This window comes from Bacillus sp. LNXM12-1 (assembly GCF_003004375.1).
Lineage (GTDB): Bacteria > Bacillota > Bacilli > Bacillales > Bacillaceae > Bacillus.
On record NZ_PVWX01000002.1, the window covers coordinates 827,283 to 853,575 of the forward strand.

26 protein-coding genes are annotated in these 26,293 nt (G+C 41.1%); 7 read left to right on the forward strand and 19 right to left on the reverse strand.

Features of this window, described 5'->3' with window-relative positions; all coding sequences use genetic code 11:
- The first annotated feature begins 31 nt into the window (after positions 1-31).
- The 3 genes from C6Y07_RS11670 (at position 32) to C6Y07_RS11680 (ending at position 3,479) form a co-directional block, all read left to right on the forward strand.
- Positions 32-2,344, forward strand: coding sequence for an ATP-binding protein (locus tag C6Y07_RS11670; RefSeq protein WP_066030466.1), 2,313 nt, complete (start codon positions 32-34; stop codon positions 2,342-2,344).
- Positions 2,345-2,424: 80 nt separating this feature from the next.
- On the forward strand, positions 2,425-3,066 hold the full coding sequence (comA, locus tag C6Y07_RS11675) for a two-component system response regulator ComA (protein ID WP_058013793.1): 642 nt from the start codon (positions 2,425-2,427) through the stop codon (positions 3,064-3,066).
- Between the two features lie 23 nt (positions 3,067-3,089).
- Positions 3,090-3,479 (forward strand): hotdog fold thioesterase, encoded by a 390-nt coding sequence (locus tag C6Y07_RS11680; RefSeq protein ID WP_003213775.1) that lies wholly within the window; start codon positions 3,090-3,092, stop codon positions 3,477-3,479.
- Between the two features lie 107 nt (positions 3,480-3,586).
- Here the strand turns inward: C6Y07_RS11680 and mnhG are convergent, their stop codons facing one another.
- The 7 genes from mnhG to C6Y07_RS11715 are packed head-to-tail and all read right to left on the reverse strand — an operon-like array spanning position 3,587 to position 9,357.
- Positions 3,587-3,961 (reverse strand): monovalent cation/H(+) antiporter subunit G, encoded by a 375-nt coding sequence (gene mnhG / locus C6Y07_RS11685; RefSeq protein ID WP_003213369.1) that lies wholly within the window; start codon positions 3,959-3,961, stop codon positions 3,587-3,589.
- Entirely contained in the window at positions 3,945-4,226 is a 282-nt protein-coding gene (locus tag C6Y07_RS11690) for a Na(+)/H(+) antiporter subunit F1 (protein ID WP_012011105.1), read from the reverse strand. The genes mnhG and C6Y07_RS11690 overlap by 17 nt, the downstream gene beginning before the upstream one ends.
- Positions 4,226-4,705: a Na+/H+ antiporter subunit E gene (locus C6Y07_RS11695; RefSeq protein WP_066030467.1), complete on the reverse strand. Its 480-nt coding sequence runs from the start codon at positions 4,703-4,705 to the stop codon at positions 4,226-4,228. Before C6Y07_RS11695 ends, C6Y07_RS11690 begins: the two co-directional genes overlap by 1 nt.
- Positions 4,706-4,711: 6 nt before the next feature.
- Positions 4,712-6,190 carry a Na+/H+ antiporter subunit D gene (locus tag C6Y07_RS11700; RefSeq protein ID WP_106156709.1) on the reverse strand — a complete coding sequence of 493 codons (1,479 nt, stop codon included), beginning with the start codon at positions 6,188-6,190 and terminating at the stop codon, positions 4,712-4,714.
- The gene (locus tag C6Y07_RS11705) at positions 6,183-6,524 is read right to left on the reverse strand and encodes a Na(+)/H(+) antiporter subunit C (RefSeq protein WP_106156711.1); all 342 of its coding nucleotides are present in this window, start codon (positions 6,522-6,524) and stop codon (positions 6,183-6,185) included. Before C6Y07_RS11705 ends, C6Y07_RS11700 begins: the two co-directional genes overlap by 8 nt.
- A complete protein-coding gene (locus C6Y07_RS11710; protein ID WP_106043633.1) occupies positions 6,524-6,955 on the reverse strand; it encodes a Na(+)/H(+) antiporter subunit B in 432 nt (143 codons plus the stop codon). Before C6Y07_RS11710 ends, C6Y07_RS11705 begins: the two co-directional genes overlap by 1 nt.
- The gene (locus C6Y07_RS11715; protein ID WP_106156713.1) at positions 6,952-9,357 is read right to left on the reverse strand and encodes a Na+/H+ antiporter subunit A; all 2,406 of its coding nucleotides are present in this window, start codon (positions 9,355-9,357) and stop codon (positions 6,952-6,954) included. The genes C6Y07_RS11710 and C6Y07_RS11715 overlap by 4 nt, the downstream gene beginning before the upstream one ends.
- A gap of 219 nt (positions 9,358-9,576) precedes the next feature.
- Between C6Y07_RS11715 and C6Y07_RS11720 the strand changes: the two genes are divergently transcribed.
- Positions 9,577-9,786, forward strand: coding sequence for a hypothetical protein (locus C6Y07_RS11720; RefSeq protein WP_012011099.1), 210 nt, complete (start codon positions 9,577-9,579; stop codon positions 9,784-9,786).
- Between the two features lie 72 nt (positions 9,787-9,858).
- On the opposite strand, the gene C6Y07_RS11725 is transcribed toward C6Y07_RS11720, so the two are convergent.
- From C6Y07_RS11725 to malK, 7 genes are all read right to left on the reverse strand, one after another.
- Positions 9,859-11,196 carry a 2-hydroxycarboxylate transporter family protein gene (locus C6Y07_RS11725; protein ID WP_003213451.1) on the reverse strand — a complete coding sequence of 446 codons (1,338 nt, stop codon included), beginning with the start codon at positions 11,194-11,196 and terminating at the stop codon, positions 9,859-9,861.
- Between the two features lie 175 nt (positions 11,197-11,371).
- On the reverse strand, positions 11,372-12,331 hold the full coding sequence (locus C6Y07_RS11730; RefSeq protein ID WP_060597207.1) for an ABC transporter permease: 960 nt from the start codon (positions 12,329-12,331) through the stop codon (positions 11,372-11,374).
- The gene (locus C6Y07_RS11735; RefSeq protein ID WP_106156715.1) at positions 12,332-13,378 is read right to left on the reverse strand and encodes an ABC transporter permease; all 1,047 of its coding nucleotides are present in this window, start codon (positions 13,376-13,378) and stop codon (positions 12,332-12,334) included.
- The gene (locus tag C6Y07_RS11740; protein WP_060597206.1) at positions 13,371-14,906 is read right to left on the reverse strand and encodes an ABC transporter ATP-binding protein; all 1,536 of its coding nucleotides are present in this window, start codon (positions 14,904-14,906) and stop codon (positions 13,371-13,373) included. Before C6Y07_RS11740 ends, C6Y07_RS11735 begins: the two co-directional genes overlap by 8 nt.
- A gap of 159 nt (positions 14,907-15,065) precedes the next feature.
- On the reverse strand, positions 15,066-16,148 hold the full coding sequence (locus tag C6Y07_RS11745) for a BMP family lipoprotein (RefSeq protein WP_034659810.1): 1,083 nt from the start codon (positions 16,146-16,148) through the stop codon (positions 15,066-15,068).
- 394 nt (positions 16,149-16,542) lie between these two features.
- Positions 16,543-17,250: a response regulator gene (locus C6Y07_RS11750; RefSeq protein WP_034659808.1), complete on the reverse strand. Its 708-nt coding sequence runs from the start codon at positions 17,248-17,250 to the stop codon at positions 16,543-16,545.
- Positions 17,243-18,844 carry a malate sensor histidine kinase MalK gene (gene malK / locus C6Y07_RS11755; RefSeq protein ID WP_106156717.1) on the reverse strand — a complete coding sequence of 534 codons (1,602 nt, stop codon included), beginning with the start codon at positions 18,842-18,844 and terminating at the stop codon, positions 17,243-17,245. Before malK ends, C6Y07_RS11750 begins: the two co-directional genes overlap by 8 nt.
- Positions 18,845-19,029: 185 nt before the next feature.
- On the opposite strand from malK, the gene C6Y07_RS11760 reads away from it, so the two are divergent.
- Positions 19,030-19,587, forward strand: a complete 558-nt coding sequence (locus C6Y07_RS11760) for a YufK family protein (RefSeq protein WP_034659805.1) — start codon at positions 19,030-19,032, stop codon at positions 19,585-19,587.
- Between the two features lie 275 nt (positions 19,588-19,862).
- Here C6Y07_RS11760 and C6Y07_RS11770 read toward each other — a convergent pair whose 3' ends face one another.
- From C6Y07_RS11770 to C6Y07_RS11780, 3 genes are all read right to left on the reverse strand, one after another.
- Positions 19,863-20,273, reverse strand: a complete 411-nt coding sequence (locus tag C6Y07_RS11770) for a thiol-disulfide oxidoreductase DCC family protein (protein ID WP_106156719.1) — start codon at positions 20,271-20,273, stop codon at positions 19,863-19,865.
- An 18-nt stretch (positions 20,274-20,291) separates the two neighbouring features.
- Entirely contained in the window at positions 20,292-22,193 is a 1,902-nt protein-coding gene (locus C6Y07_RS11775) for a transglycosylase domain-containing protein (RefSeq protein WP_066030475.1), read from the reverse strand.
- Between the two features lie 108 nt (positions 22,194-22,301).
- The gene (locus C6Y07_RS11780) at positions 22,302-23,480 is read right to left on the reverse strand and encodes an MFS transporter (RefSeq protein WP_249117089.1); all 1,179 of its coding nucleotides are present in this window, start codon (positions 23,478-23,480) and stop codon (positions 22,302-22,304) included.
- Positions 23,481-23,697: 217 nt separating this feature from the next.
- On the opposite strand from C6Y07_RS11780, the gene kapD reads away from it, so the two are divergent.
- Positions 23,698-24,315: a 3'-5' exonuclease KapD gene (kapD, locus tag C6Y07_RS11785; RefSeq protein WP_034659799.1), complete on the forward strand. Its 618-nt coding sequence runs from the start codon at positions 23,698-23,700 to the stop codon at positions 24,313-24,315.
- Here the strand turns inward: kapD and kapB are convergent.
- Entirely contained in the window at positions 24,312-24,704 is a 393-nt protein-coding gene (gene kapB, locus C6Y07_RS11790; RefSeq protein ID WP_034659797.1) for a kinase-associated lipoprotein KapB, read from the reverse strand. The two genes, kapD and kapB, sit on opposite strands and share 4 nt — an antisense overlap.
- A 90-nt stretch (positions 24,705-24,794) precedes the next feature.
- On the opposite strand from kapB, the gene C6Y07_RS11795 reads away from it, so the two are divergent.
- A complete protein-coding gene (locus C6Y07_RS11795; RefSeq protein WP_106156721.1) occupies positions 24,795-24,974 on the forward strand; it encodes a hypothetical protein in 180 nt (59 codons plus the stop codon).
- On the opposite strand, the gene C6Y07_RS11800 is transcribed toward C6Y07_RS11795, so the two are convergent.
- Entirely contained in the window at positions 24,975-26,267 is a 1,293-nt protein-coding gene (locus C6Y07_RS11800) for an ATP-binding protein (protein ID WP_034659793.1), read from the reverse strand.
- Between the last annotated feature and the right edge of the window lie 26 nt (positions 26,268-26,293).

Sequence of the window (26,293 nt, forward strand, 5' to 3'; positions counted from 1 at the left end):
TTTAATGATCTTTCTTAAGGATGTTTTAAAAATGAAGCTTACCTATACAAAATTGTCCAGGTTTCTTGTATTTTTATCTTTTTTATTTGTGATCTATATTTCATATATCTATGTATTTGATATTTTTAATGGTGCACGTGTAGAAAAGAATGAAAACGGTCAAACGGAAGTTGTTGACGTTGAATATCTTTCTTTAGCTTATTCGTCGGGGTTAAAAGAAGGAGATATTATACTAAAGATAAACGGACAATCTAATTTAATTCAAGACCACATGATCAATGGTAAGCTTAGAAATGTACAAAGAATTGATATACAAAGAGGCAACCAAATCATATCACTTAAAAATAAGACGTTGATTGGTCGCGAAAGCTTATTTGTCTATTTAATCCCTCTTCTTCTATATTCAATATGCTTATTCTGTATCTTTTTTATTATTAAAATTAACAAAGAACCGCAACGAAAATCTGCATTTTTATTAATTTTATTCTTATTGTCAATTTGTATTGGGTATCTGAGTGCAGGTACGTCAGGAATTGGTGATAGATTTAGCCATTATGTTCTCTTATTGTGTTTATCAAGTGTGTCTATCTTATATATTCATTTTATCTATCAATATTTCAAGGAATTTGATGTGCATTTAACGAATCCAAAGCTCATCAGGTACTTATATTTGATCCCTATTTTTAACCTTGCCGTACATAGCGGGGTTTCGGTGTCATCTGAATTGAGAAAATATGTTCCTAGTATCAGTTTGCTGTTTTTTTTCGGAACAGTTTTAGTAGCTCTTTATTTAATAGTCAGAGGAATGAAGAAATATAAAAAAACAGCACATGGTTCAGTTTTAAAGTTTTTTGCCATTATGAATGTTTTGTCGTTCAGTCCATTCATTCTCTTTTTTGTTATTCCCTATGTGTTTTTTGATAAGTATTTGATTGATCCTTTTATTCTGACATCAATCGTTTTGTTAATTCCTTTTTCTCTCGTCTACCAATTCATGACGAACAAACTTTACAATATGGATTTTTTGATTAGCAGACTGAGGTACTATGGCTTTCTAGCCATCACACCGACCATTTTTGTTGTTGTCACGTTTTATATTCTGCAAAAACCAGAAGATTTGAAGTACACACTGAAGCTCGCATTAATCACCTACGCGCTCATGCTGGCTGTTTTCTATTTCAAAGAAATTCTAGATTTCCGTTTTCGTCTGAAGCGTTTTTCAGAGAAGCATAATTACCAGGACAGCGTGTTTAAATTTACGCAGCTCATTCGTGAGGCGTCATCACTTCATCAAGTGCTGTATCATTTGAAATACACCATTTTAGAAGTGCTTGTTGTTAATAAAGCCTTTGTGCTTGAAGTGAAGCCAGATGGGCAGATTGAAGAGATTGATGAATCTTCAGGTGATAGCAATCTATGGAAAGAGTATGTGGATCAATTTCAGGATATTTTAGGGGAAGTCGGGAAAATCATTGAGCTTGATAAAGGGTTTATGATGAAAATTGGCGAGCGGGGCGGTCACTCGTTTATGATTTGCTGTTTATCCAATTTACAGACACCGAAATTGACGCGTGATGAGATTTCTTGGCTGAAAACATTGGCTTTTTACACAAGTGTCAGTTTAGAAAATGTCGTCAAGATCGAAGAATTGATGGAGCATCTTGAAGATTTGAAGCAGCGTGAAGCGAACCCTGCTTGGCTGAAAAAAGTCATGTTTGCGATGGAAGAAAAGCAGCGCTCCGATTTAGCGAGGGATCTTCATGATTCCGTGCTGCAGGATTTGATATCGCTGAAAAGACAGTCAGAGATGTTTTTAACGAATTTCCAAAACGATCAATGCCCAACGTCTATTGAACAATCGCTTATCTCATGGAATGAACAAATGTCTAAGGTGATTCAAACCACGAGAGAAACATGTCATGAACTTCGGCCGCAGCTGCTGTACGATTTAGGTTTAGTCAAGGCGATGTCGAAGCTGACTTCTCAAATCCAGGAGGAAGCACCGTTTCATATCCGGCTGAATACGACTCGCTTTGATAAGGAGCTGGACATTGATATTGACTCCCAGCTCAATATTTACCGGATTGTTCAGGAGCTGTTATCCAATGCCTTGAAACATTCTCAAGCCAGCCAAGTGCTTGTGATGCTGATTTGTATTAAAGATCAGGTTGTTCTTCACTACGAGGATGATGGAGTCGGTTTTGATGCAAGCCATCTTGATCAGCACACCATGAGCATGGGCCTCTCGGGAATCAGAGAACGAGTCAAGGCGTTAAATGGGAAGCTTCACATTCACACAGCCCCAGAAAAAGGGCTGAAGGTGAAAATTGAAATGGAATTGTAACGATTTATTAAGGAATAAGACTTGGCATCTGCCAAGTCTTTTATATAAAATGGAAGTGAGTGATTTAAAGGGAGGAAGACATGAAGAAGATATTGGTCATTGATGATCATCCGGCTGTCATGGAAGGGACAAAAAGCATATTAGAATCAGATCAGCAGCTATCAGTCGATTGTTTAAGTCCTGATGCAGAAGCCGCCTTTTTAAAGACGCATGACTTTTCCATCTATGATGTGATTTTGATGGATTTAAATCTCGGGGATATCAATGGAATGGACATTGCGAAACAAATTCTAGAAACCAACCAACAAGTGAAAATTATCATTTATACAGGGTATGAAGTAGATGATTATTTTGAAGAGGCCATTCGGGCTGGATTGCACGGTGCAATTAGTAAAACAGAGACAAAAGACAAAATTATTGAATACATACACCGCACATTGCAAGGAGAAGTTGTCATTCAGCTATCCTATTTAAAGAAATTAATTTCACAGCAGCAAGAAAAGCCAGAACAGGCGCAGCAGACCGATCACGAGCTGTTAACAGAGCGAGAGTGTTTGATCCTCAGAGAAGTGGAAAAAGGATACACGAACCAAGAGATTGCCGATGTGCTTCATTTGAGCAAACGCTCGATTGAATACAGCTTGACGTCCATCTTTAATAAGCTGAATGTTGGCTCTCGAACCGAAGCGGTGTTAATTGCAAAATCTGAAAGTGTGCTGTAAACGTGTGAAGGGAGAGAACCCTGATGGAAGTGAGTGGATCAAATACACTGCTTGAGGCACTGGGGATTGAGATTGTAGAGTGTAATGAGTCACGATGCGTAGCGACAATGCCAGTCGATCACAGAACAAAACAGCCATTTGGACTGCTGCACGGAGGAGCATCTGCTGCTCTAGCAGAAACAGTGGCAAGCATGGGGGCTGCGGCTCATTTAGACTTAACTCAGCAAGTTTGCTCAGGGATTGAAATCAATGCCAATCATTTAAAATCTGTACGTGATGGAGTAGTGACAGCGACGGCTGTTCCTGTACATGTAGGGCGCCGTACAATGGTATTTCAAATTGATATTAAAGATGATCGGGACCGGCACATCTGTACGTCAAGATGCACACTTGCTGTCATTGATCGCATATAAAAAAGCTCCCGGTGCAGCGGAAGCTTTTTTTAGGTTGGATTGATCCATAAAATGGTTTTTTTATAGAAATAAAAGAAGGACCTCACATGTGAGGCCCTTCTTTCGGTTTATAAGTACGAGTCTTCTTTTCGTTTAATCACGAAGTTACGAAAACCACCATAATCATCTTGTACACTTCGTTTGTCCATCTTGACTCCGGTATTGTAGGCAGCTCTTCCGATCAAGTGTGCGCCGACCGGAGCTGTTAAAAAGATAAAGACAATCCCAAGTAGAATCTTCGCAGAAATAATGCCTGCAAGAAACCATTCGTGAAAGAATACCCCAACTAATATGAGGACAACACCAAGTGTCGATGCTTTTGATGCAGCATGCATACGTGTATAAACATCCGGCAGGCGAAGGACGCCAATGGCTGAAATAAGACAAAGGATGGCGCCAAGCAGGATGAAGAAAATGACAATAGCTTTAGCGATGACGATCATTTTCAATCACTTCCCCTTTCTCAAGGAATTTGGAAAAAGCGACAGTGCCGATAAAAGCAAGGATACCGAGCAGTAAAATAATTTCAAAGAACGTTGTCGTTTTCAGCAAAATGGAAACGATGGCTGTCATCCCAATTAAATTGATTCCTATCGCATCAAGCGCACTTACACGATCAGGAATAGAGGGACCTTTGATAACTCGTATAACAAAAAGAAGGGTGGACAGTGCAAGAATGCCAAGTGAAATTTGTAATATGATCTCCATTACTTACCACTCACCTCCTGAATCGCTTTTTCAAATGAAACCCGGATATCGTGAATGGCTTTTTCCGCATCTTCAATATCCATCGCATGAATGTATAAAATCGAACGATCATCAGAAATATCAATGACTAGTGTACCTGGTGTCAAAGTAATCATGTTAGAAAGTATGGTAATTTCCCAATCCATTTTCAAGTCCGTACGAAAGGCGAAAATACCGGGCTTAATTGTGAGCTTTGGAGATAATACGGTCTTTAGTACACTTAAATTGGCAAGAAGCAGCTCCCGAATAAAAATCAAAACGAGCTTGAAAATGGCATAAAGTGCAAAGCCATAAAAACGTTGCGGGAAGAAACGGCGCAGCATAAAAATGGCGACCATCCCAAGTATAAACCCTGATACAAAGCCTGAGGCCGTGTATGTATCATTCATAAACATCCATGTAAAGGCGAGGAGAGCGTTTAATAATATTTGAAAGGCCATGTTCATCTACTCCTTCAGCACAGCTTGAATATATTTTTCTGGTGTTGAGAGCATTTCCGCTGCTTGATTGATGTAAGGAGCAATGAACTCTGTTCCTAATCCAATCGCAAGCGATAAGACGACAAGCAGTACGCCAGGGTACACCATTCCTTTAATTGACGGTTTTCTTCTTGGCAGATCCTGTTCCTCGCCCCAAAATGCGAGCATAAAAATCCTCATGACACTATAAAGGACAAGAAGGCTGGATAGTAAGACAAGGATAGAAAAAGTCATAAGCCCAGCTGAAAAGCCGCCTTCCACAATTTTCAGTTTTCCTACAAACCCGCTAAGCGGCGGAATTCCTGCAAGGGATAATGCTGATATGAAAAACATCCAGCCAAGAAGTGGCTGTGATTGAATCAGCCCGCCCATCTTTTTCAGATTGTTTGTGCCAGCGTACACAAAGAGTGCACCTGCCAGCATAAATAAAGCCCCTTTGATGACCATATCGTGAATGAGATAATAAATGGCCCCTTGGAGTGATGCAGGAGTATTGGCTGCAATTCCAAATAAAATGACCCCGACCGCTGTCACAATGTTATAAATCACGATCTTTTGCACATCGGAATAGGCAATTGAGCCAATCACACCAAATATCACCGTCAGTGCGGCCAGCCACGCCATAAATGTATGAGTGAACCCTGTATCGTGTATAAAAATTAACGTAAAGACTCTGGCAATCGCATACAAGCCAACCTTTGTCAGCAAAGCGCCAAATAGAGCGGAAATCGCTGCAGGCGGTGCATGATACGACCCTGGAAGCCAGAAATAAAGCGGGAAGATCCCAGCTTTTAAGCCAAATACAATCATGAACAGAATGGAAATGACAGTGATTAATCCTGTTTGCCCTGATTCAGCGATCTTCACACTTAAATCAGCCATATTCAATGTACCAGTGACGGCATATAAACAAGCGACACCGACGATAAATAAAGCTGATGAGATGATGTTAAACACAATGTATTTGAGTGATTCACGAAGCTGCGGTTTTGATCCACCCAGCACAATGAGCATGTATGACGCCATCAGCAGCAATTCAAAGAATACAAACAGGTTGAAGATATCTCCTGTTAAAAAGGCACCGCTCACGCCAGCTAACAAGAACTGTACGCCAGAATAATAGAACAGCCGCTCTCTTTCCTTTCCAATTGTTTGAAAGGAAAAAAGCACTGTGACAAGCCCAACAATGGAAGCGGTCAGTACGAGCAGTGCAGCAAACTGATCGGCCACAAGCGCAATGCCAAATGGTGCTTTCCAGCCGCCCATATAAAGTGTTTGAATCCCATTTGTGAAAATCGTTTGGACCAAAAATAGATTGCACGCGATCGCTGTAAGAGACGCAAAAACGCTAAAACCTCTAGACAGCATGATATTTTTATTCATAAAAATCAGCAATGTAGCGGATAGAACTGGTATCAAAATAGGTAATATAACGAGATTATTCATGCTGATCATTTCCTCTCATTTGATCCATGTCATCTGTTCGCAGCTCTTGGAAGGCTCGGAAGGCCATGACGAGTAGAAATGATGTCACACCAAACGAAATGACAATAGCCGTTAAAATTAATGCTTGTGGCAATGGATCTACATAGGATGTAATCCCCCCAGTTAAAATGGGAGGAGCTCCTTTTTTTAAGCCGCCCATTGTTAATAGAAGTAAATGGACGCCGTGGCTCAAAACAGCAGTACCGACGATGACCCGCAAAAGGCTTTTTGAAAGCAGTAAATAGGTCGCCGTCATAAAGATAATTCCGACGAGAATAGACATTAGAAATTCCATTATTCCTTCTCTCCAATCGTTTGAATAATGGTCATGGTGACACCGACAACAACCAAATACACACCGATATCAAACAGGACGGCTGTTGCCAGCTCTGTTTTCCCTAAAATCGGTAATTGAAAATAACCAAAGGTATGGGATAGGAAAGGTGCGCCGAACAGGAAAGATCCCATACCAGTCAATAGCGCAATGAGCAGCCCCACACCTGCAACATAGATAAAGTTGAACGGCAGAATGCGTCTTACTGTCTTCAGATCGTAGGCTAAGAGCAGAAGGACGACAGCGCTGGCACTCATTAATCCGCCAATAAATCCTCCGCCTGGATTGTTATGTCCCGCAAGAAATAGGTGAAGGGAGAAGAGCAGGATGATAAATGCAGTGATTTTGGTTGTGACTTGTAAAAGCATATCATTCGTATCAATTTTTCTCATCGGCGCACTCCTCTCTTCCGTTTTCCTTGTGTCTTTAATAATCCATAGATACCAAGTGCCGCAATCGCCAGCACGGTAATTTCAAACAGTGTATCAAAGCCCCTGAAATCAACAAGGATGACATTGACAATGTTGTCTCCGCCTGCAAGCTTGTAGCTGTTTTCAATAAAGTAAGACGCAATCGTATCAAGTGACTGATTGCTTGTTGAAGCGAAAGCAAGGCATGTCACAATGACACCAACACCTACTGAAATAATGAGATTGGTCATTTTAAATTTCCTTGTTTTTTGCTTCATGCTCAGCTTTGGCAAGTGATAGAAGCAAAGTAAAAACAGTGCCACAGAAATTGTTTCAATAATTAACTGGGTGAGGGCAAGGTCAGGTGCCCTGAAAATAACAAAAAATAGTGACAGCGTATACCCCATGACACCTAGCCCGATAATGGCTGTTAAGCGAGAACGAGCAAACACAGTCGTGAGGGTTGCTGCTATCATCACTAATGACAGAATGACCTCGTACGTGCCGATTGGAGCAGCATGCTCCATATTAAATGAGAAGGCATTCTGATAAAACATGACACTCCCAAGCACGATAATCATGAACCCAAACACATAGACAAGGTAATCACGAAGGAAACCGGTCATATAACTGTTTGTCAGGCGATATGAACCTTTTTCTAAACCGATTAGAGAACGATCGTATAAAGTGTTAAATGACCATTTCTCCTTAAATATGTTGTACATTGGACGCCATTTCGACAACGTCAAATATCCGATAATCCCTAAAGCTGCAACACCTATTGTCATATAAAGCTCTGGCTGAAAGCCGTGCCATGCTTCAATTTTGACAACAAACCGTTTTCCTGGATCAATCGCATCGGGAATAATGGCTGCAATCGCAGGTTCAATGACAGAATAAGCTAGAATATTTGGGAAGAAGAAAAAGGTGACCACAAGTGCAGCAAGGATAATTGGCGGGATGAGCATACCAATCGGTGCTTCATGCGGCTCTTTTTCTAATTGATCTAACTGAAGATTGCCTCTAAATGTTTTAAAGAGAAGCATCATACTGTAAATGAACGTAAAGACACTAGCGAGCCAAGCAATCGCTGGGAAAATAGCGCCCCATGTCGAAATATCTGTAAAGTTAATCTCAGAAATACGCAGCATACTTGTGAAAAACAGCTCTTTACTTAAGAAACCGTTAAATGGCGGAAGACCAGCCATTGAGAATGTACCGATTAACGTAATCGTAAAGGTAATCGGCATGATGGTCATTAAACCGCCTAATTTCCGAATGTCACGAGTGCCTGTTTCGTGATCGATAATACCTGCTGCCATAAAGAGACTGCCTTTAAACGTAGCATGGTTAATGAGGTGAAAAATAGCAGCAAGAACGGCTGCGCCAAAAAAGGCAGGATTGTTTTCATGAATCGCAGCTGCTCCTACACCCAGCATAAGCATAATCATCCCGAGCTGACTAACGGTAGAAAAGGCAAGAATGGCTTTTAAATCGTTTTGACGAACGGCGTGGAATGATCCCCAAAATAATGTCACAAGTCCAACGATGGATATGGTCCAAAACCACACCTCTGAAATAGCAAAGATTGGACTGAAGCGGGCAACAAGATAAATACCAGCTTTCACCATCGTAGCAGAATGCAGATAACTGCTCACAGGGGTAGGTGCTTCCATTGCATCAGGCAGCCAGATATAAAATGGGAACTGCGCTGATTTCGTAAAGGCACCAAGTAAGATCAGAATCATGGCAGGGATAAAGTAAGGTGATGCCATAATGAGCTGAAGCTGATTGACTGCTTCACGAATACTGAATGAATCAGTTATCAGGTAGATGAGGATGAAGCCACCAAGCATAGCTAATCCGCCAAAAACAGTAATAAGCAGTGATTTGGTTGCTCCATATCTAGAGCGTTCCCGCTTATACCAATACCCAATTAAGAGGAAGGAAGAAATACTCGTTAGCTCCCAAAACAAGTAAAGAACCACCATGTTGTCAGATAGAACGACACCGAGCATAGCGGTCATAAACATTAACAAATACGTATAAAAAGAGCCGAGTTGTTCTTTTTCCTTCGATAAGTAGAAAATACTGTACAAGACGACAAGTGCGCCAATACCTGTAATCAATAGCGCAAATAACAAACTAAGACCGTCTACATACACAGTGAAATTCATTCCTAGAGAAGGAATCCATTCGACCTGTGAAAATAACGTTCGTCCATTTGATGTCATCGTAATCATCTGGACAAAATAGCTAAATAATAGAATAGGCAAGATAAGAACAAACCACCCTGTATGTATACGCTTTACGTATTTAAAAAGAAAAGGCACAACAAACGCAAGCAAAAAAGGCGATAGGATGGCGAAGTGAATAAGCTGCAAGAAAATAAACCTCCTTCAATCAATATAAATTCACGTTCTAAAGAACTGGTAAATAAAATTATAGCGTAAATACAGACATAGTGCATTGGTTTGAACTGATTTACAGAAAACTGTATTTGTTTTGAGTTCTTTTGACCACAAAAAATATTTTATCAAAAATGAAACTCATTGTATATTGTTTTGTATTTCGTACATGCTTTTCTTAAAGGAGCTGATTACATGAAACTAAAAGCGGGCATCAGCTTAAGCATATTCTGCACGATTTTAGGAGGAGCATTCTTCATAGAACGAAATGATCAAAAAAGGTGGCAGGCGGAAAGTGAATGGCCGTTGTTTTCAGAACATCTTCTCTATATGACCTATCAAGAGGCAAGACAATATCCATTCCAGCCAAGAGAATATATACGCGTGGTCTCTGCCGAAGAATAAAACCCTTATAGGAGAAAAGAAATATAAAAAAAGCATGTGCCCGTAATAGAGCCCATGCTTTTTATTGTTTGATTAAGTAAACATTCTAAGTAAGATTGTTGCGCAGATCACAGTTGCTGCTCCGCCAAGACGTGTAGATACTTGTGCGAAAGGCATCAGACCCATTCTTCCAGAAGCTGAAAGGATCGCAACGTCACCAGTACCGCCAAGTCCGCTGTGACAGCCTGTCACAATCGCAGATTCTACTGGGTACATGTTCATCAATTTCCCAACGAAGTAACCTGAACCAACCATTCCAAGAACGACAGCGATACATACACAAACAAATGGAATAGAAATCACTGTTGCTACATCATCAAGTGGAATGTATAGAATTCCGAGACCGACCATAAGCGGCCATGTAAAGCTTCTTGATACAAACTTGTAGAACTGCTGTGAGCCATCTTGCAGATGCTGAGGCATCACGTTTAAGTATTTGATTAAAGCGGCAAGTACAATCATTAAGATTGGACCTGGAATATGAACAAAGCTTTCTAACAAACCACCAAAAATGAACGTTGTACAAGCAACGAGTACACCAGCACCCATTAACCCGAAATCAACTTTTGGATCCATATCAGGCTGTTCAAAAATTTCATTTGCCTCTTTTGATTTTACAAGACGGCCATTCCCGTTTAGTTCAGGACGTTTTTCACCAAGCTTCTTCATTGCGCCAGCACAGATAATGGCAATGACGTTCCCAATGACGGCAGCAGGAATTAATTGAGAAATTAATGACTCTGCTGATACACCAAGAATTTGTGAATAAGCAATAGATAATGGCAAAATTCCTTCACCAACACCACCGGCAATAATCGGAACAATAATAAAGAAGAACGAATGATGCGGTGTGTAACCAACTAAAAGACCAACAAGAATTCCAGCAGTCACAGCTGCAATTGTACCTGCAACAAGAGGAACAAACATACGAATAAGGCCTTGTACTAAAACAGTTCGCTGCATCCCAAGAATACTACCTACTACAAGAGCAGAAATATAGAAGTAAAGGAAGTTCGACGTTTTCATAAGAGACGTAACCGCTTCCAACGAGTTCGGATTCAGAACATGAAAAAAGACCAGGAACGATGGTACGAATAAAGAAAGAATCGCCGGTCCACCAATATCTTTTAAGATCGGAATACGTTGTCCTATATCTCCAAGGAAAATCCCCAAAATCATAATAACAGCGAAACCACCAAGCATATTTGCTGGAATTTTATTAAAATAAGCGGCAGTTAAAATAATCGCTGCAAGTACTAAATACACAGGTAAGTCAATAACACCAATTTTCCAAGACATGATCTTACGGAAAACGCTTTTATTATTGTCAGAATCGTCTGTAATCGATTTCAATTGTTGTGTATTAGCCACATAAACACCCCCAAATGCTATTTGTCTCAATTGTAGAAGATTCTGTGACACTCATCTATTTATTAAACTAAATTAAGTGTAATAAAAGTAAAATAAACAGGAGTTTTTATGTTTTTATCATACAAAAATCCCCTGAAGGTAGTTTATCCTTCAGGGGATTGATCATACATCGTATTTATCGTTTTCCTTTTAAATAAGGGGTCCCAAGTGCTTTCGGTGCATCTGCCCGGCCGATGAAGCCAGTGAGTGCTAGGATGGTAAGCACATATGGTGCAATGAGCATATACACGTTCGGTATATCTTGGAATAGCGGCAGGAGAGAGCCAATGATGCTTAAACTTTGAGCAAATCCAAAGAATAAAGCAGCGCCCATTGCGCCGAATGGGTGCCATTTACCGAAGACAAGCGCAGCTAGTGCGATGAAGCCTTGTCCAGTAATGGTAGCATGTGAGAAATCAAGTGCGATGGTCGACGCATAAACAGCTCCGCCAAGACCACCAAACAGTCCACTAATAAAGACGCCGATATAGCGCATCCGGTACACTTTGATTCCCATTGTATCAGCAGCCATTGGATGTTCTCCGACTGCACGAAGACGAAGACCAAACGGCATTTTAAATAAAACAAACCAAGCAACAACCGCAAGCGCTAATGCGAGTATGGATGTATAATAAACATCTTTAAAGAATATATCGCCAATTATCGGAATGTCACTTAAAAGGGGAATATCACCTTTATAGAAAGGCTCTGTAATTTTATCTGTTTGTGCTTTCCCGTAAATGAGTTTCACGACAAAAAGCGTAGCGCCAAGTGCCAGCATGTTAATGGCAACACCACTGACCGTTTGATCTGCCCGGAATGTAATGGTTGCAACTGCATGAATCAAAGAGAACAATCCGCCGATTGCCATTCCGACGAGGAGCCCAAGCCACGGGGTCAACGCCCCAAACGTATCAGCATAAAATAAGTTAAAGATAATACTAGAAAATGCTCCGACGACCATCAAACCTTCAAGACCGATATTCACAACACCTGATCTTTCTGAAAAGACGCCTCCAAGAGCGGTTAAAATAAGTGGTGCAGCATAGACAAGTGTAGCTGGGACGATGATTTCAAGAATTTGCAGAAATCCCACTTATTTTCCCCCCTTTTTCTTCATTTGGTTCATCACAAGACGGATAATATAGCTTGAGGCGACGAAAAGAATAATGATCGCAATAACAATATCAACGACCTCAGTCGGTACGCCAGATTCAAGCGGCATATTTAAAGCACCGACCTTCAATCCACCAAGCAGCAGCGCAGCAAGAACAACACCAACAGCAGTATTTCCACCTAATAAAGCGACGGCGATTCCATCAAAACCTACACCGGTAAACGAGCCTTTAATTGAGGCATATTCAAATGTGCCAAGACCTTCCATTGCGCCTGCAAGACCTGCAAAAGCACCTGAAATCAGCATCGCATAAATGATATTGCGACGAACGTTCATACCAGCATAATGGGATGCCTGCTGGTTCATTCCAACAGCCCGCAATTCAAAGCCTTTAGAGGTTTTTTGAATAATGACCCACATCACGACCGCAGCTATAATGGCAACAAAAATACCATTGTGCATCCGGGAGAAATCGGTAATTTGTTCAAAAAATCCAGAGCGAAGCGAGGCAGAGGCATCGATTTTTTCTGTTTTATCTTTATTATTTGTTAAGACATTTGAGATCAAATAGTTTGTAACATGAAGGGCAATGTAGTTCATCATGATCGTGACAATCACTTCATGAACATAAAAACGAGCCTTTAAAAACCCAGGAATAAAGCCCCATAATGCACCAGCAGCAGCTGCGGTGATGAGTGCAAGCGGCAGATGGATATACATAGGTGCATGGACAGTTGTACCGATCCATACAGCAGCTACCCAGCCAATCAGCATTTGACCTTCTACACCGATATTAAAGAGACCTGTTCGAAATGCAAAAGCAACAGCAAGTCCTGATAAAATGTAAGGTGTGACTTGTCTGATGGTTTCTCCCATATAATAGGTTTCACCGAAGACGCCATTCCAAAGGGCGCCATAGCCTTCGATGACACTATAACCGCTTGCCAGCATAATAATGGCCCCAACAAAAAGACCAAGTACAATGGCTATAAGCGGAATTAGCAGATTTGTTAAGCGATTAGACATTTGCTTCGTTCCCCACTTCCTGTTGCGTACTTCCAGCCATTAATAGACCAAGCTCTTGCTCTGTTGTTTCTTTTGGATCAACGATGGCAATAATGCTGCCTTCGAAAATAACAGCGATCTTATCACTGACATTGATAATTTCATCAAGCTCAAAGGAGATGAGCAGGACGGCTTTCCCTGAGTCCCTTTGCTCAATCAGACGCTTATGAACAAATTCAATTGCACCAACATCAAGTCCTCGTGTCGGCTGAGCGGCAATTAATAAATCAGGATTGCGGTCAACTTCTCGGCCAATAATGGCTTTTTGCTGGTTCCCGCCTGACAGGGCGCGTGCCTCTGTATATTCACTCGGTGTTCTTACGTCATACTCCGCAATGATTCGTTTTGCTTTTTGGTAAATATTTTTCATATTCATCAAGCCAAATTTTGAGTATGGGCGCTGATAATACGTTTGTAAGGAAATATTTTCTCCAATTGAAAAATCAAGCACAAGTCCGTGTTTATGACGGTCTTGAGGAATATGTCCAATTCCAGATTCGGTCACCTTCCGAGGCGGAAGGTTTTGAATGGCTTTCCCGTTTAGCTTGATCGTGCCAGACTCTGATTTTTTTAGACCAGTAATGGCTTCAATTAATTCAGATTGACCATTGCCATCTACTCCAGCAATTCCGACAATTTCGCCAGCCTTCACTGAGAGGTTGAGATGTTTGACTGCCTCAATTCCTCGCGCGTCTTTTACCGTAAGGTCTTGAATTTGAAGCACTTCCTCAGCAGGGGAGGCGTCTTTTTTGTCTGTTTTAAATGAAACTTCACGACCGACCATGAGGCTCGCAAGTTCATCTTTATTTGTGCTTTCCACATCAAGTGTACGAATGCCTTGGCCTTTTCGGATAATGGTCACACGGTGACAGGCATCCATAATTTCTTTCAGCTTATGGGTAATTAAAATAATGGATTTGCCTTCATTGATTAAGTTTTTCATAATTTGTATGAGTTCTTTGATTTCTTGAGGTGTTAAGACGGCTGTTGGTTCGTCGAAGATCAAAATGTCAGCGCCGCGGTAAAGTGTTTTTAAGATTTCTGCACGCTGCTGCATGCCGACAGAGATGTCAGATACTTTTGCGGCAGGGTCTATTTTTAAACCATAGCGGTCAGAAAGCTCTTGTACTTGCTGTATGGCTTGTTCTTTGTCGATCTTTCCAAACTTCTTAGGCTCTTTTCCTAAGATGATGTTTTCAGCGACGGTGAATGTATCGACAAGCATAAAGTGTTGATGCACCATACCGATGCCTAAATCACTAGCATCATTTGGACTAGAGATGGTCACAGGTTTTCCGTGTACCTTGATTTCACCTTTTTCAGGCTGATACAGTCCGAAAAGCACGTTCATAAGCGTTGATTTTCCAGCGCCGTTTTCACCAAGCAGCGCATGAATTTCGCCCTTTTTTAGCTGCAGCGTAATGTTGTCGTTTGCTACAATGCCAGGGAACTCTTTGCGTATATTCAACATTTCAATGACATAATCCACAGGTTTAACCGCTCCTTTTTTAGGGTGCTGATAAAGATAAAAACTAGCAAAAGAAAAGCTGCAAAGCGAGGCTGCAGCTTTTCTTTTACCACCTTTTACGAATAAAGAGGAGGTAAAGGAGAGGCAAGGGGATAAGGCGCGCTTATCCCGATGCTCAAATTAAGCTTTAAAATCTTTTAGTTCATCACGTGTTGCAGGGATTTTGACTTCACCCTTGATGATTTTTTGTTTCCATTCTTCTACTTTCTTCAATACATCTTTATCAAGGTTGTCCTGAGATGGAGAAATGTCAACAGCGCCTTCTTTCAGACCGTAAGTGATCACTTCGCCGCCAGGGAATTTACCTTCTTTTGCTTTCGTCGTTAAGTCTTGTACCGCTGTGTCTACTTTCTTAATCATAGAAGTAAGAGTGACACTTTGTTTTGTTCCAGGTACTTTTCCTTCGTCATACTGGTCTTTATCTACACCAATAACCCAAACTTTACGGTTAGGATCAGCTTTTTTCAGGTTTTTCGCTTCTGTGAAGACACCAGTTCCAGTACCGCCAGCTGCGTGATAAATGATGTCGACGCCAGATTTGTACATGCTTTCAGCTGTTGCTTTACCGATGTCTGCTTTATCGAATGCACCAGCATATTTCACTTCCACTTTTGCTTTCGGGTTAGCTGCTTCAACGCCTGCACGGAATCCAACTTCGAATTTTCTGATTAATTCAGAGTCAACGCCGCCAACAAAACCGATTTTGTTCGATTTTGTAGAAAGAGCAGCCGCAACACCTACAAGGAATGATCCTTCATTTTCGTTAAACATAATGCTGGCTACGTTGTCTTTTTTCACAACTGCATCAACAATACCAAAGTGATTATTTTTACGTTGATCTGCGATTTCACTAATAGAATCTTGCATTAAGAAACCAATTCCATAAATCAGGTCGAATTTCTCACGAGCAAGTGTGTTTAAGTTCGTTGTATAGTCAGCGTCTGATTTAGATTGTAAGTAATCAAAGCCGTTTTTACCTTTTTTTAAATTGTTGTCTTTCCCAAAAGCTTGTAAACCTTCCCAAGCTGATTGGTTAAATGATTTGTCATCGACACCACCGACATCAGTTACCATTGCAACAGTGAATTGATCTTTATCTTTTTTGCTTTCACCGCTGTTTGAGCCAGAGTTGCCGCATGCTCCAAGGATGGTTCCTGCTGCTACGACTAAGGACAATGCTAGTCCAATTTTGCGCTTCTTCAAAACATAACCCCCTATAAAATTTAAAAGTTTCAGAAAAGTCTCGCGAAAAAAGACCGTTCTACCTCTTCTTACCCTTCTGAATAGGGTATTTTATCCTGCTTTCTCCTGAAACTTGTGGAGGGCAGGAGAGAAGATGTAAGACATCAGACTTATATCTCGTTGAACTAATCAATCATAATTTATCATTTCCAATCGAATAAATAAATAGAAATTTGTTTTATTTTAAAAAAAATGTTAAAAGGCTAAATTCGATGTCTTTTTATCTGCTGAAATATGATATAATGCCGCTTTTGTGATGTGCTCTACTACAGTGGAACCGCTGATATCAAGGGGTTTGTGACATCGTGTGCCATAAAAAAACATCTGGCCTCTGTAAAAGGTCAGATGTGTCAAATTATAGATATTGCTGAATCAAATTCATATTTGTTGTACTGAGTTTATATTGGAAAACAGGACGTCCAATTGTCCCGTATGCCATTTCGACATCAACTACTTCGATGTCCTCAAGGAATTTCAAGTATTTTCTAATGGAGACTTGAGAGATTTCTGTATGATTTGCTAGGTCTTCGGTCGTGAAAGCTTGATGACCGAATGATTGAATACTTGTCCAGATGAGTTTGAGTGTGCTTTTGGTCAGGCCTTTTGGCAGAAGGACTTTTTCTGTCTCTGCTTTTTTATGAAAGAGCTTCGCATCTAAATCATTTTGCGAGATGCTGTTCATCGTTTGGTACAAGGCGTGTTTACGTTTATACTCTGAGAGCGCTGATTGGAAACGTTCAAACTCAAATGGCTTGATTAAATAATCAACGGCCCCGTTTCGCATCGTTTGCTGGATCACGTCGACTTCATTGGCAGCTGAAATGACAATGACATCAACAGAATGATTTTGTTTGCGTATTTCTGATAATAGGACCAGTCCATTTTGTCCAGGCATATAAATATCGAGCAGTACAAGGTGAATGGCTTCTGTTTTTAAGATGTCCAGTGCCTGCTGAAAAGAGGTGGCAATCCCTTTTAATTCAAAACCGTCGATTTGGGTCAGGTAGCGTTTGTTCAGCTCCCCAACCATTGGGTCGTCTTCTACTATTAACACATTAATCATGTGGATCCTCCTTTTGTTTATACGGAATGCGGAGACTAAAGGTCGTTCCTTCTCCTTTTTCACTCGTGACAATCAGGTGTCCGTTCAATTTTTTGATGCTTTGGTCAACAAAGTAGAGACCAAATCCTCTGTCTTCTCCTTTAGTTGAAAAGCCTTGATCAAACATGATGTCTTGTTCGTCTTTTGTGAGACCAACACCTGTGTCCGTAATCTCAATATGAAGCTGCTCCTGGACGTATCGGAATGAGATTGAGATGTTTTTCGTCTCAGTATGAGAAACAGCATCGAGTGCGTTATTTAACAGGTTGCCAATCACGGTAATAAGATCATGCGTCACTGCTGGGTCCTCTGAATTTGGGACTTGTGTGCTGCATATGACTTCTAAGGTCGCGCCTTGTTCCCTGATGTAGCTTTGTTTTCCTAGTAAAAATCCTGCTAAAACAGAGTTTTTCACATGGTTGATGATTTCATTTGTTTCCGTTTGCTGATATATCGCAATATCTTTGATATAGGTGCCAAGGTCATCGTAGTTTTTGAGCTGAACCAGTCCTAAAATAACATGAAGCTTGTTCATAAATTCATGTGACTGGGCACGGAGGGCATTTGCATACATTTTGACTCCGCTCAGCTGCTCAGCCAAGTGTTTGACTTCTGTTTTGTCACGGAAGGTGGCGATTGCCCCAACAATCTCGCCTTTAACCGTAATCGGGACCTCGTTAAAGACGAGCTCCAGTCCGTTCATTCTCACGTCGCGGTCAAGCAGCGGCTTGCGTGTTTCAATGACTTGCTTTAAGCCGCTTGAAGGGAGGAGCACCTGAACATCTTGTTCTCTAGGATCAACCATAATGCCCATATTATGAAAGAGCCGTTTGGCTTCAGCGTTGGCCAGCTTGATTTTACCGTGCTGATCGACCGCAAGAATCCCTTCTTTTGTTGATTCTAGCATGGCGCTTCGTTCTTTTAATAATGTAGCGATCTCATCTGGCTCTAGTCCAAACATAATTTTCTTCACTTTTCGTGCCACAATGAGTGCTCCGATGATACCAGAAAGAAGGCTGAGCGATATGACGAAGTAGAGCGGAAGTAAGCTTTGATGAATAATCAAGTCAATTTCCTTTAACGTAATCCCTACTGCCACAGCCCCGAGCTGCTTTCCATCTTGAGCATAAACAGGAACAAAAGCACGCATGGATCTGCCAAGTGTTCCAGAAGCCGTACTAATATGTTCTTTACCCTGTAATGCTGGTTTTTCATCACCGCCAGCAAACCGCTTCCCGATCTTCTGCGGATTTGGATGGGTTTTGCGAATACCGTTCATATCCATCACGACAACGAATTCAGTTTTGGTGATTCGCTGAACACTTGTTGTATATTGACGAAGTACTGAATATGATCGATTTTCTTCTAATGATTTCGCTGTGATCGGAGCCTCTGCGACCATTTTGGCAGTGGAGAGGGCGATGTCACGTTCCTGCTGATGAATGTTCTTAGCTGTTTCCGACCAGATCGTAAAGAATGTGATACAAAGGGAGATCAGGACAACGATACAAACAAAAATCGTCAGCCGTGTTTGCAGTCTTAATGTTTTTTTCACGAGTATACCCCTAACGCACGATTTTTTCGTAATAGTAATACTTTAACGGGAAAATGTAAGTTTGTGAAGGAATGTACGTGCAAAATCACAAATTTGATTTTGCTGCCAGTTTACTTTGAAAGCATCTTGTCAATCCGTTTTAAGTGAGCCATAATAAATGTGAGCTTATGAGAAAGGATCTATTTATGAAAAATACATATTTGACTGGATATTTTCCGCTGATTTCGATTTTACTATTCAGCTCTGCTTTTTCGATTTTCACAGTAGGGATCACGACTGATTTCTTGACTCAAGCAGGTATTTTAAAAGGAATGCTGGAATTTTTCTCGGAACAGGGCATCAGACTTGCTCTTTTTGCTGCTTTTGCACTTGTTTATTTTATGATTTTATCTGCCTTGAAACTGATTGCAGATACGGTGTTAGAGCTGGCACTACTCTTTTTCGCGAAAGATCCTGAAGGGGAGAACTTAAAGAAAATTCGGATTGCATCCGTTGTTTATTTATTTGCCAGCTTGCTTGCATTTCTGTTGACGCAGCAGCTGATTCTGCTTGTCGGACTGTTTGTTTTAGCAAGTCTTGTCTATTTTATCTGGGTTGTGGTTCGCATTTATCAATCGCTTTCCATGCTGAATTTAATTGGATTTATGATGTTTATTCTTCTGTTTTGGGCAACGTTTTTAATCGGCATTTTGTACTTATTTATTAAGCTTTATAACAGTGTTATGGCGAGTCTGCCTTCTTAAACAGACAAAGAAAGCATCCTCCACCATCGGAGGATGCTCAGCGTGTAGACAAACCCTCGCATTCGGTGTCAGGGCTGCGTTCCGGTGCTCACGAATGTTCAATTCGCTGCGTTCCGGTGCTCACGAATGTTCAATTCGCTCCGCTCCGGTACTCGTCCTTCCTAGACTGCAAAGGTTTTCAGGTCACGCTGAAAAGAAGACAAAGGGCTAAAATAAAAATCATTTTAGCCCTTTGTCAACAATGTGAGCATCCTCCACCATCGGAGGATGCTTTTTTATGAAAGAAACCGTTTTTGAATATCGGGTGTAGGCATCATACAAGATGTTTTTTGACCGAACCATTTGTAGCGATTTTTCGCCATCCGCTCATAAAACCAATCACGGATAGGGCGGGGAATGGCAATGAGTAAATAACTCCATTTGTAGATCCCTTTTAAATGCCGCGTGGTTTTTAAGATGCCTGTCGACTTCGTATAAAGGGTGCCTTTTTCAATATAAATGAATGAATTGAACTCATCTAAAGGCAAACCATTTTCTTTTAAAATGCGCTGCCCTGTATCTGATTGTAATGAAGCAAACATCATTCGCTCATCTGGATCACGCTTAATCACAAACTGAACAGCGCCGCTGCACACGTTGCAGACACCGTCAAATAAAATTAAATGGGGTGGATGTGTTGAATGCATTGCAATCAAACCTCCTGTTTATCTGGCGTATTGCATCGTATTTTTCCAAATACGTAAGTGCGGGCTGGAGCTGTAAATTGATTCAACCGTTCCTCTATCTCTTCCAACCCATACACCCATTGTATATTGATCTGTCAGTCCAACAAACCAAATGTCTTTGTAGTCATTGGATGTCCCTGTTTTACCACCAATGTAAGGGGAACTGAAATTCGCTTTTTTCCCTGTTCCGCTTTTTACAACGGAGGCAAGCAGTTTACGCATGGTGTCATTTGTCCGCTGAGAATACACTTGCTTCGGTGACTCTTTCCACTTGTAAAGGGTCTTACCGTTTAAGTCTGTTACCTTTGTGATCGAATGACTTTGCGTGTAAGCTCCTTGATTACCAAAGACGGTATACGCATCTGTTATTTCTAGCGGTGAGAAGCCCTTCGTAAATCCGCCAAGTGCAGAAGGAAGGCGATAATCATCCGCTACGATATGCTCGAATGAGAATTTCTCTAAATAGCTGAAGCCTTTTTTGACACCGACTGTATCCAGCATTCGGATCGCAGGTGTATTGTAAGAGTTCTTAAAGGCTGTTTCAAGTGTGACAGTTCCATACGTTTTATGATTATAGTTCTGCGGACAGTATCCGCTGCTGCAAAACTTGCCGGCACTGATTTTGCTTGAAGCTGTTGCACCGGTTTGGTCGATGTAAGGACCATAGTCTAAAAGCGGCTTAATTGCAGAACCAGGCTGTCTTTGCGCTTGATAGGCGTAGTTGAAATCAAACTTCTTGTAGTTTTTTCCGCCAGCAAGTGCGACAACTTGATGCGTTTCATGATTAATGACCGCTGATCCGCCTTCTACACCTTGGTAAGGGAGTTGCGCATTGAGCTGATAGACGGCTCGTTGCTGTAAGGAAGGATCAAGTGCCGTATAAATTTTGACACCATCCTGAAGCAGGGCACTAACTTTTTCAGATAATTCTTTTTGAATGGCTTTTTTTGCTCCATCTGTTTTGGCTTTCTTCAATCGTTTTGTAAAGCCTTCCTGATCTGACACAAGATCGGTAAATTCCTCATTGGTATATGTCACATAGTCAGGATAAAGGTTTTTCTTTTCACTTAAGGACAGGCTGATTTTTTCTTTGACGGCTTTTTTGTATTGCTTTTTGGTGATGACGCCGTCTTTCTTTAAAATACCAAGCAGTCGTTCTTGGCGTTTCTTCGTGTGCTTGAATTGTTTCAATGGGTCATACAGTGTTGGGTTGTTTGGAATCGCAGAGATAAATGCCATCTGTGCAAGCGTTAAAGAACTAAGCGGCTTATCAAAATAGTAATTAGCCGCAGAACCGACACCGTAAACACCATTACTGAAATAAATCGTATTTAAATAGCTTTCGAGAATTTCATCTTTCGAGAATTTCCGCTCTAATTCATAGGAATAGAGAAGCTCTGTAAACTTTCGGGTGAACGAACGTTCATGGCTTAAATATAAGTTGCGGGATAACTGCTGTGTGATCGTACTCGCTCCTTGGCTGATGCCATGGTTTTTGACATTTGAGGCAAGGGCACGAACAACCCCCATAAAGTCAATGCCTTTATGGTCATAAAAGTTCCGGTCCTCTGAGCGGAGGAACAGCTCCTTCACAGAATCAGGAATTTTATCATACGTCACGAACACTCGGTTTTCATCGTTTGATACGATCTCAGAGATGAGAGAACCATCCCGATCATACATATAACTGTTTTGGGAAAAATCTATCTTTTCCAGCTTGATTTTTTGATCAAGCACTTCGTTAACAGGCTTGACACTTGCAGCTTCTTCCTTTGATAGATAAAAAGTCAGAACAAATAATGGAATGAGGGCAGCAAGTAATAACCAACCAATGATTGCACGAAACATGAGGTCACTCACTTTCTTCAATTTTCTAGCCATATCGTACCATTCTTTTGCGAATACGAGAAGGTTATTTTTAGAAAAGAATGGGCTTGAAGACTAGTGAATAAGGCTTCTACACATGAAAAAAGAGTACCTGATGCTGGATCAGACACTCCTTTCTTTTGTCTTCCCATGCGAGCGGACCGCCCATAAAAATAACGCGCCAAACAGAAAAATTCCGGCGGTGACATAAAAGACAGCTGGAATCCCGTAATGACTCGCCACAATGCCTCCAATCACCGGACCGACGACATTCCCAAGAAATCGGAAGCTGACATTGTATCCAAGCACTTCCCCTTGCATAGAGGCAGGTGCTTTGATCCGAATATACGCTGTCGTACACGGAATAATCCCGCCAAGTGCCATTCCGTATAGAAAACGGAAAAGTACTAACATCACATAGGAATCCGCCATCGCTTGCGGGATGAATAAAATAGAGGAGAGGATGAGAAGGGCAAGCAGCACCTTGTCGTGACCAATTCGATCTCCGAGATCTCCCCATTTTCGTGTAAAGAGCAGATTGCCAAGTCCAGTTGCAGAGAACGCAAGACCCGCATAAAATGCGAGATTAACAGGACCGTGTAAATCATGAATGTATAAAGCCAAAAGTGGCTGAATGCTAAAGTTCCCTACTTGTGTAATAAACGTTAAAAGCATCGTGACCACAAGCAAAGGCTGTTTGAAAATATGAACGAGTACATCCTTCCGTGAGTAAGAAACGCGCTTTGCTTCTTTTGAACGGATGGGCTGTTCTTTCACTCCGAAAATAATCACAATAGCTGACACATAAATGACAGTCGCTGTGAGGAAAAACGTATAAATAAATCCGACGCTGTCTGCCATGAAGCCGCCCATTAATGGACCAAACAACCCCCCGGCAACATTACTCATCTGCATCGTTCCAAGGGTTTTACCTGCAGTTGCCTTTTCCGTCTGTGCAGAGATCAGTGCCATTGAAGTCGAGATAAAGCCTGTGACAAGCCCCATGAAGAGCCGCAGTGCGAATAGCTGATAAACGGTTTGCACAAGCCCCATTAATAGAATACTTGTTGCAATCCCAATTCCGTTAATGAGCAAAATCTTTTTATAGCCATGACGGTCACCAATCCGTCCCCAAATCGGAGAAATCAGAAAGGCCGTTAAAAACGTGACCCCAAAGACATAGCCGCTCCACCTTTGGACAAATTCATTTGAATAGCTGCTATCAAGAGATTCTATGTAAAGTGATAAAAAAGGGACGATCATTGTAATGCTGGCAGATACAAAAAAGTTCACAAACCACATGATGTACAAGTTTTTCTTCCTGTTTGTGATAGAGACCACCTTCTTTATTTATTTCGTGTTCCTTAATAATTATAAAGGAAAATAAACGATCTTTCATCTGATGATAGGTTGGGCATAGTGAATCTGCATTATTTTCAAGAAAATGAAGTGATTTCAAGGTCCGTCTTAATATAATGATATCAGGATGAAAAACTGACGAGAAAGTGAGGTGAGACTGGTGGAACAGAAGGCGGTGCTTGTGGTCGATTTTGAATTTACGATGCCTGATGGAAAGTATCATCCACAAAATTTTTTTCCTGAAATTATTGAAGCTGGGGTAGTGAAAGCGGCAAGTGAAACGATTATAGACACTTTCTCTAGCTACGTCAAACCGAAAAAGTTTCCGAAGCTGACGAAACGCTGTAAATCGTTCCTCGGCATTACGCAGCAGGATGTAGAGAGCGGAATTTCCTTTGAGGCGTTTATCGAGAAGCTCGTGTCGCTTGATGAGGGAGAGGATTGTGAGATTATTACATGGGGCAATATGGACATGAAGGTGCTGAAGCAAAACTGTATGCTCAATCACATCGCCTTTCCTTTTAAGGGAAAGCTGAGGGACCTCGCCTTTGAGTATAAAACCTTTTTTGGTGATCGTACACTGACAGGGCTTCGCAAAGCGGCAAAGGAATACGGCAGTGAAGAAGCTGGTAAGCATCATAAAGCACTTGATGATGCCATGACGACTTATCAGCTGTTAACCCTTTTTGAAAAAGACAGAGCCTATGTGGAAAATCCGCAAACAACCAAAATTGGTGAGCTGATCGATTTCTCACACTTTTTTGATTCGGCTGATTAGCGGGCGTCTTCTGGAAAATAATCTTTTTCGAGAGAAGATAGGCATGCTCTTGATTTTTCAGCCCATTTGGAATCATCCGCATGGAGCGTTTGTTTTAATTTATCTACAGCTTCTTTTAGTGATACTTGATAATCTGGTATACCGCCATCATAAGGCTTCACCATATGATGAGGGATATTCGTCTGTTCACGATAGGCCAAAGCCCGTCTCTCTTGGAAAAAAGGCACGTCTGCTTCTTTTGGGTGATGCAGGTCGCCTTGAGTGGGATGTGTCAGAACGGCTTTTACTTGAACGAGATAGGTCGATGGTTTCACTGCTGTCACTTCCCCAACGTAAACACCTGTTTTGTAAAATCCTTTCACAACTTGTCCAATTTGAATGTCTGTCATGTGAAATTCCTCCATTTCCTTCTCGCAGGAAGGTATTTCATTTCTTTTAGCCAATATAGTGAAGTAAACGAGCAAAAGGGGGAATGGCGAATGCTGTCGTTCATCGCACTCTTTCTACTGTATTTTCCTGAAGAAAAAAGGGAGTACATCCCAGCGGCAATCACCACGGTGATTTTCTTTATTGCTGCATTTATTTGCTTTCGTCTGATCGTTCGTGCGTCTAAGAAGCAGGAGCGGATAGATGAAAAAAGGACAAAAAAAATGGATTGATCATTTTCTTCTTGTATCTTCAGGAAACTTCACGGTGACGGTTGTACCAGACTGCAGCGAGCTTTTGAAACGAATGGTTCCATGGTGATTTTCAATGATAGAAAATGTCACTGTCAGCCCAAGTCCAGTCCCTTTATTTTTCAGGGTGTAATATGGTTCGCCAAGCTTTTTCATTTGGCTTTCTGTCATTCCTACACCGTTATCCACGAAATAAAGGCATATTTTATGATTTTCTTTTGAAGCAAAAAGTTCAATTTCCCCTTCGTGTTCTGGGGCTGCTTCAATCGCATTTTTGATTAAATTAATCATGACTTGCTTGATCTTCGTTTCATCCCCTTGAATGTATAAGTCTGGTTCAATGGATTGATGAATCGTGACCGATTTGAAATTCGCATAGGATGTCATCAGTGATGCACATTCCTCTAGTAATTTAGATAGATTGAGAGATTCAATTTGATAATAATTTTGTTTCGCAATGTCAAGATAACTCGTGATAATATCCTGCGCCCGGTCTAACTCTGACAGAACGAGATTTTTATAATCTTTATTGGTTGACGGCTCTTTTGTATTGTCACTAGAAAAGAGCAATTGGATAAAGCCTCTCACCACTGTCAGCGGATTGCGTACTTCATGGGCAACGCTTGCAGCGAGTTCACTTACAATGGTCAGCTTTTCTGACTGGACGAGCTGTGTTCTCATTTGCGCATTTTCTTTGACGAATTCAATGGAATAGATACTTAGCACAAGAAAGAATATGTAGTAAAGGGTTGAGAAAAATAACTCAAGTAACTTTTGCTGCATAATAAAGGCTGGGCTGTATTCCATTAAGCTGACCGCAAACAGTCCAATGTAAATAAAGAATCCTTTGGATAAACCGATAAGCACTCCATACATCAGCTTTTTCAGCTTCGAATATTGACGCCATTTCCGGTAGAACAGAAATGGGATGAAAAAGTAAATCGGAACAACAATGATTCCAACCCATAAGAAGGAGCCATACATCACGAATTTGACCATGGAACTTATCAAGATGGCGACGATCCCAGCAGTGTACCCTCCGTATAAAATGGCAAGTACAAGAGGGATGGATTGAAGCCCAGTCTGCAAATCTAAAATCGAACCAACTGGATATATAATACATAGTGCTGAAGAGATGGATGCGAATACTGTGATGAGCAGTTTATTCGTTTTTGGGAAATGAGCAGGGGTCCGGCTTAGCCATAGCGCATGATATAAAAAGATTGGAAATAGAATAAAAGATACATGGAGCAGAAAATCCTTGAACATTTCCATTTAAATGCTCTCCTCGTAAATAATTG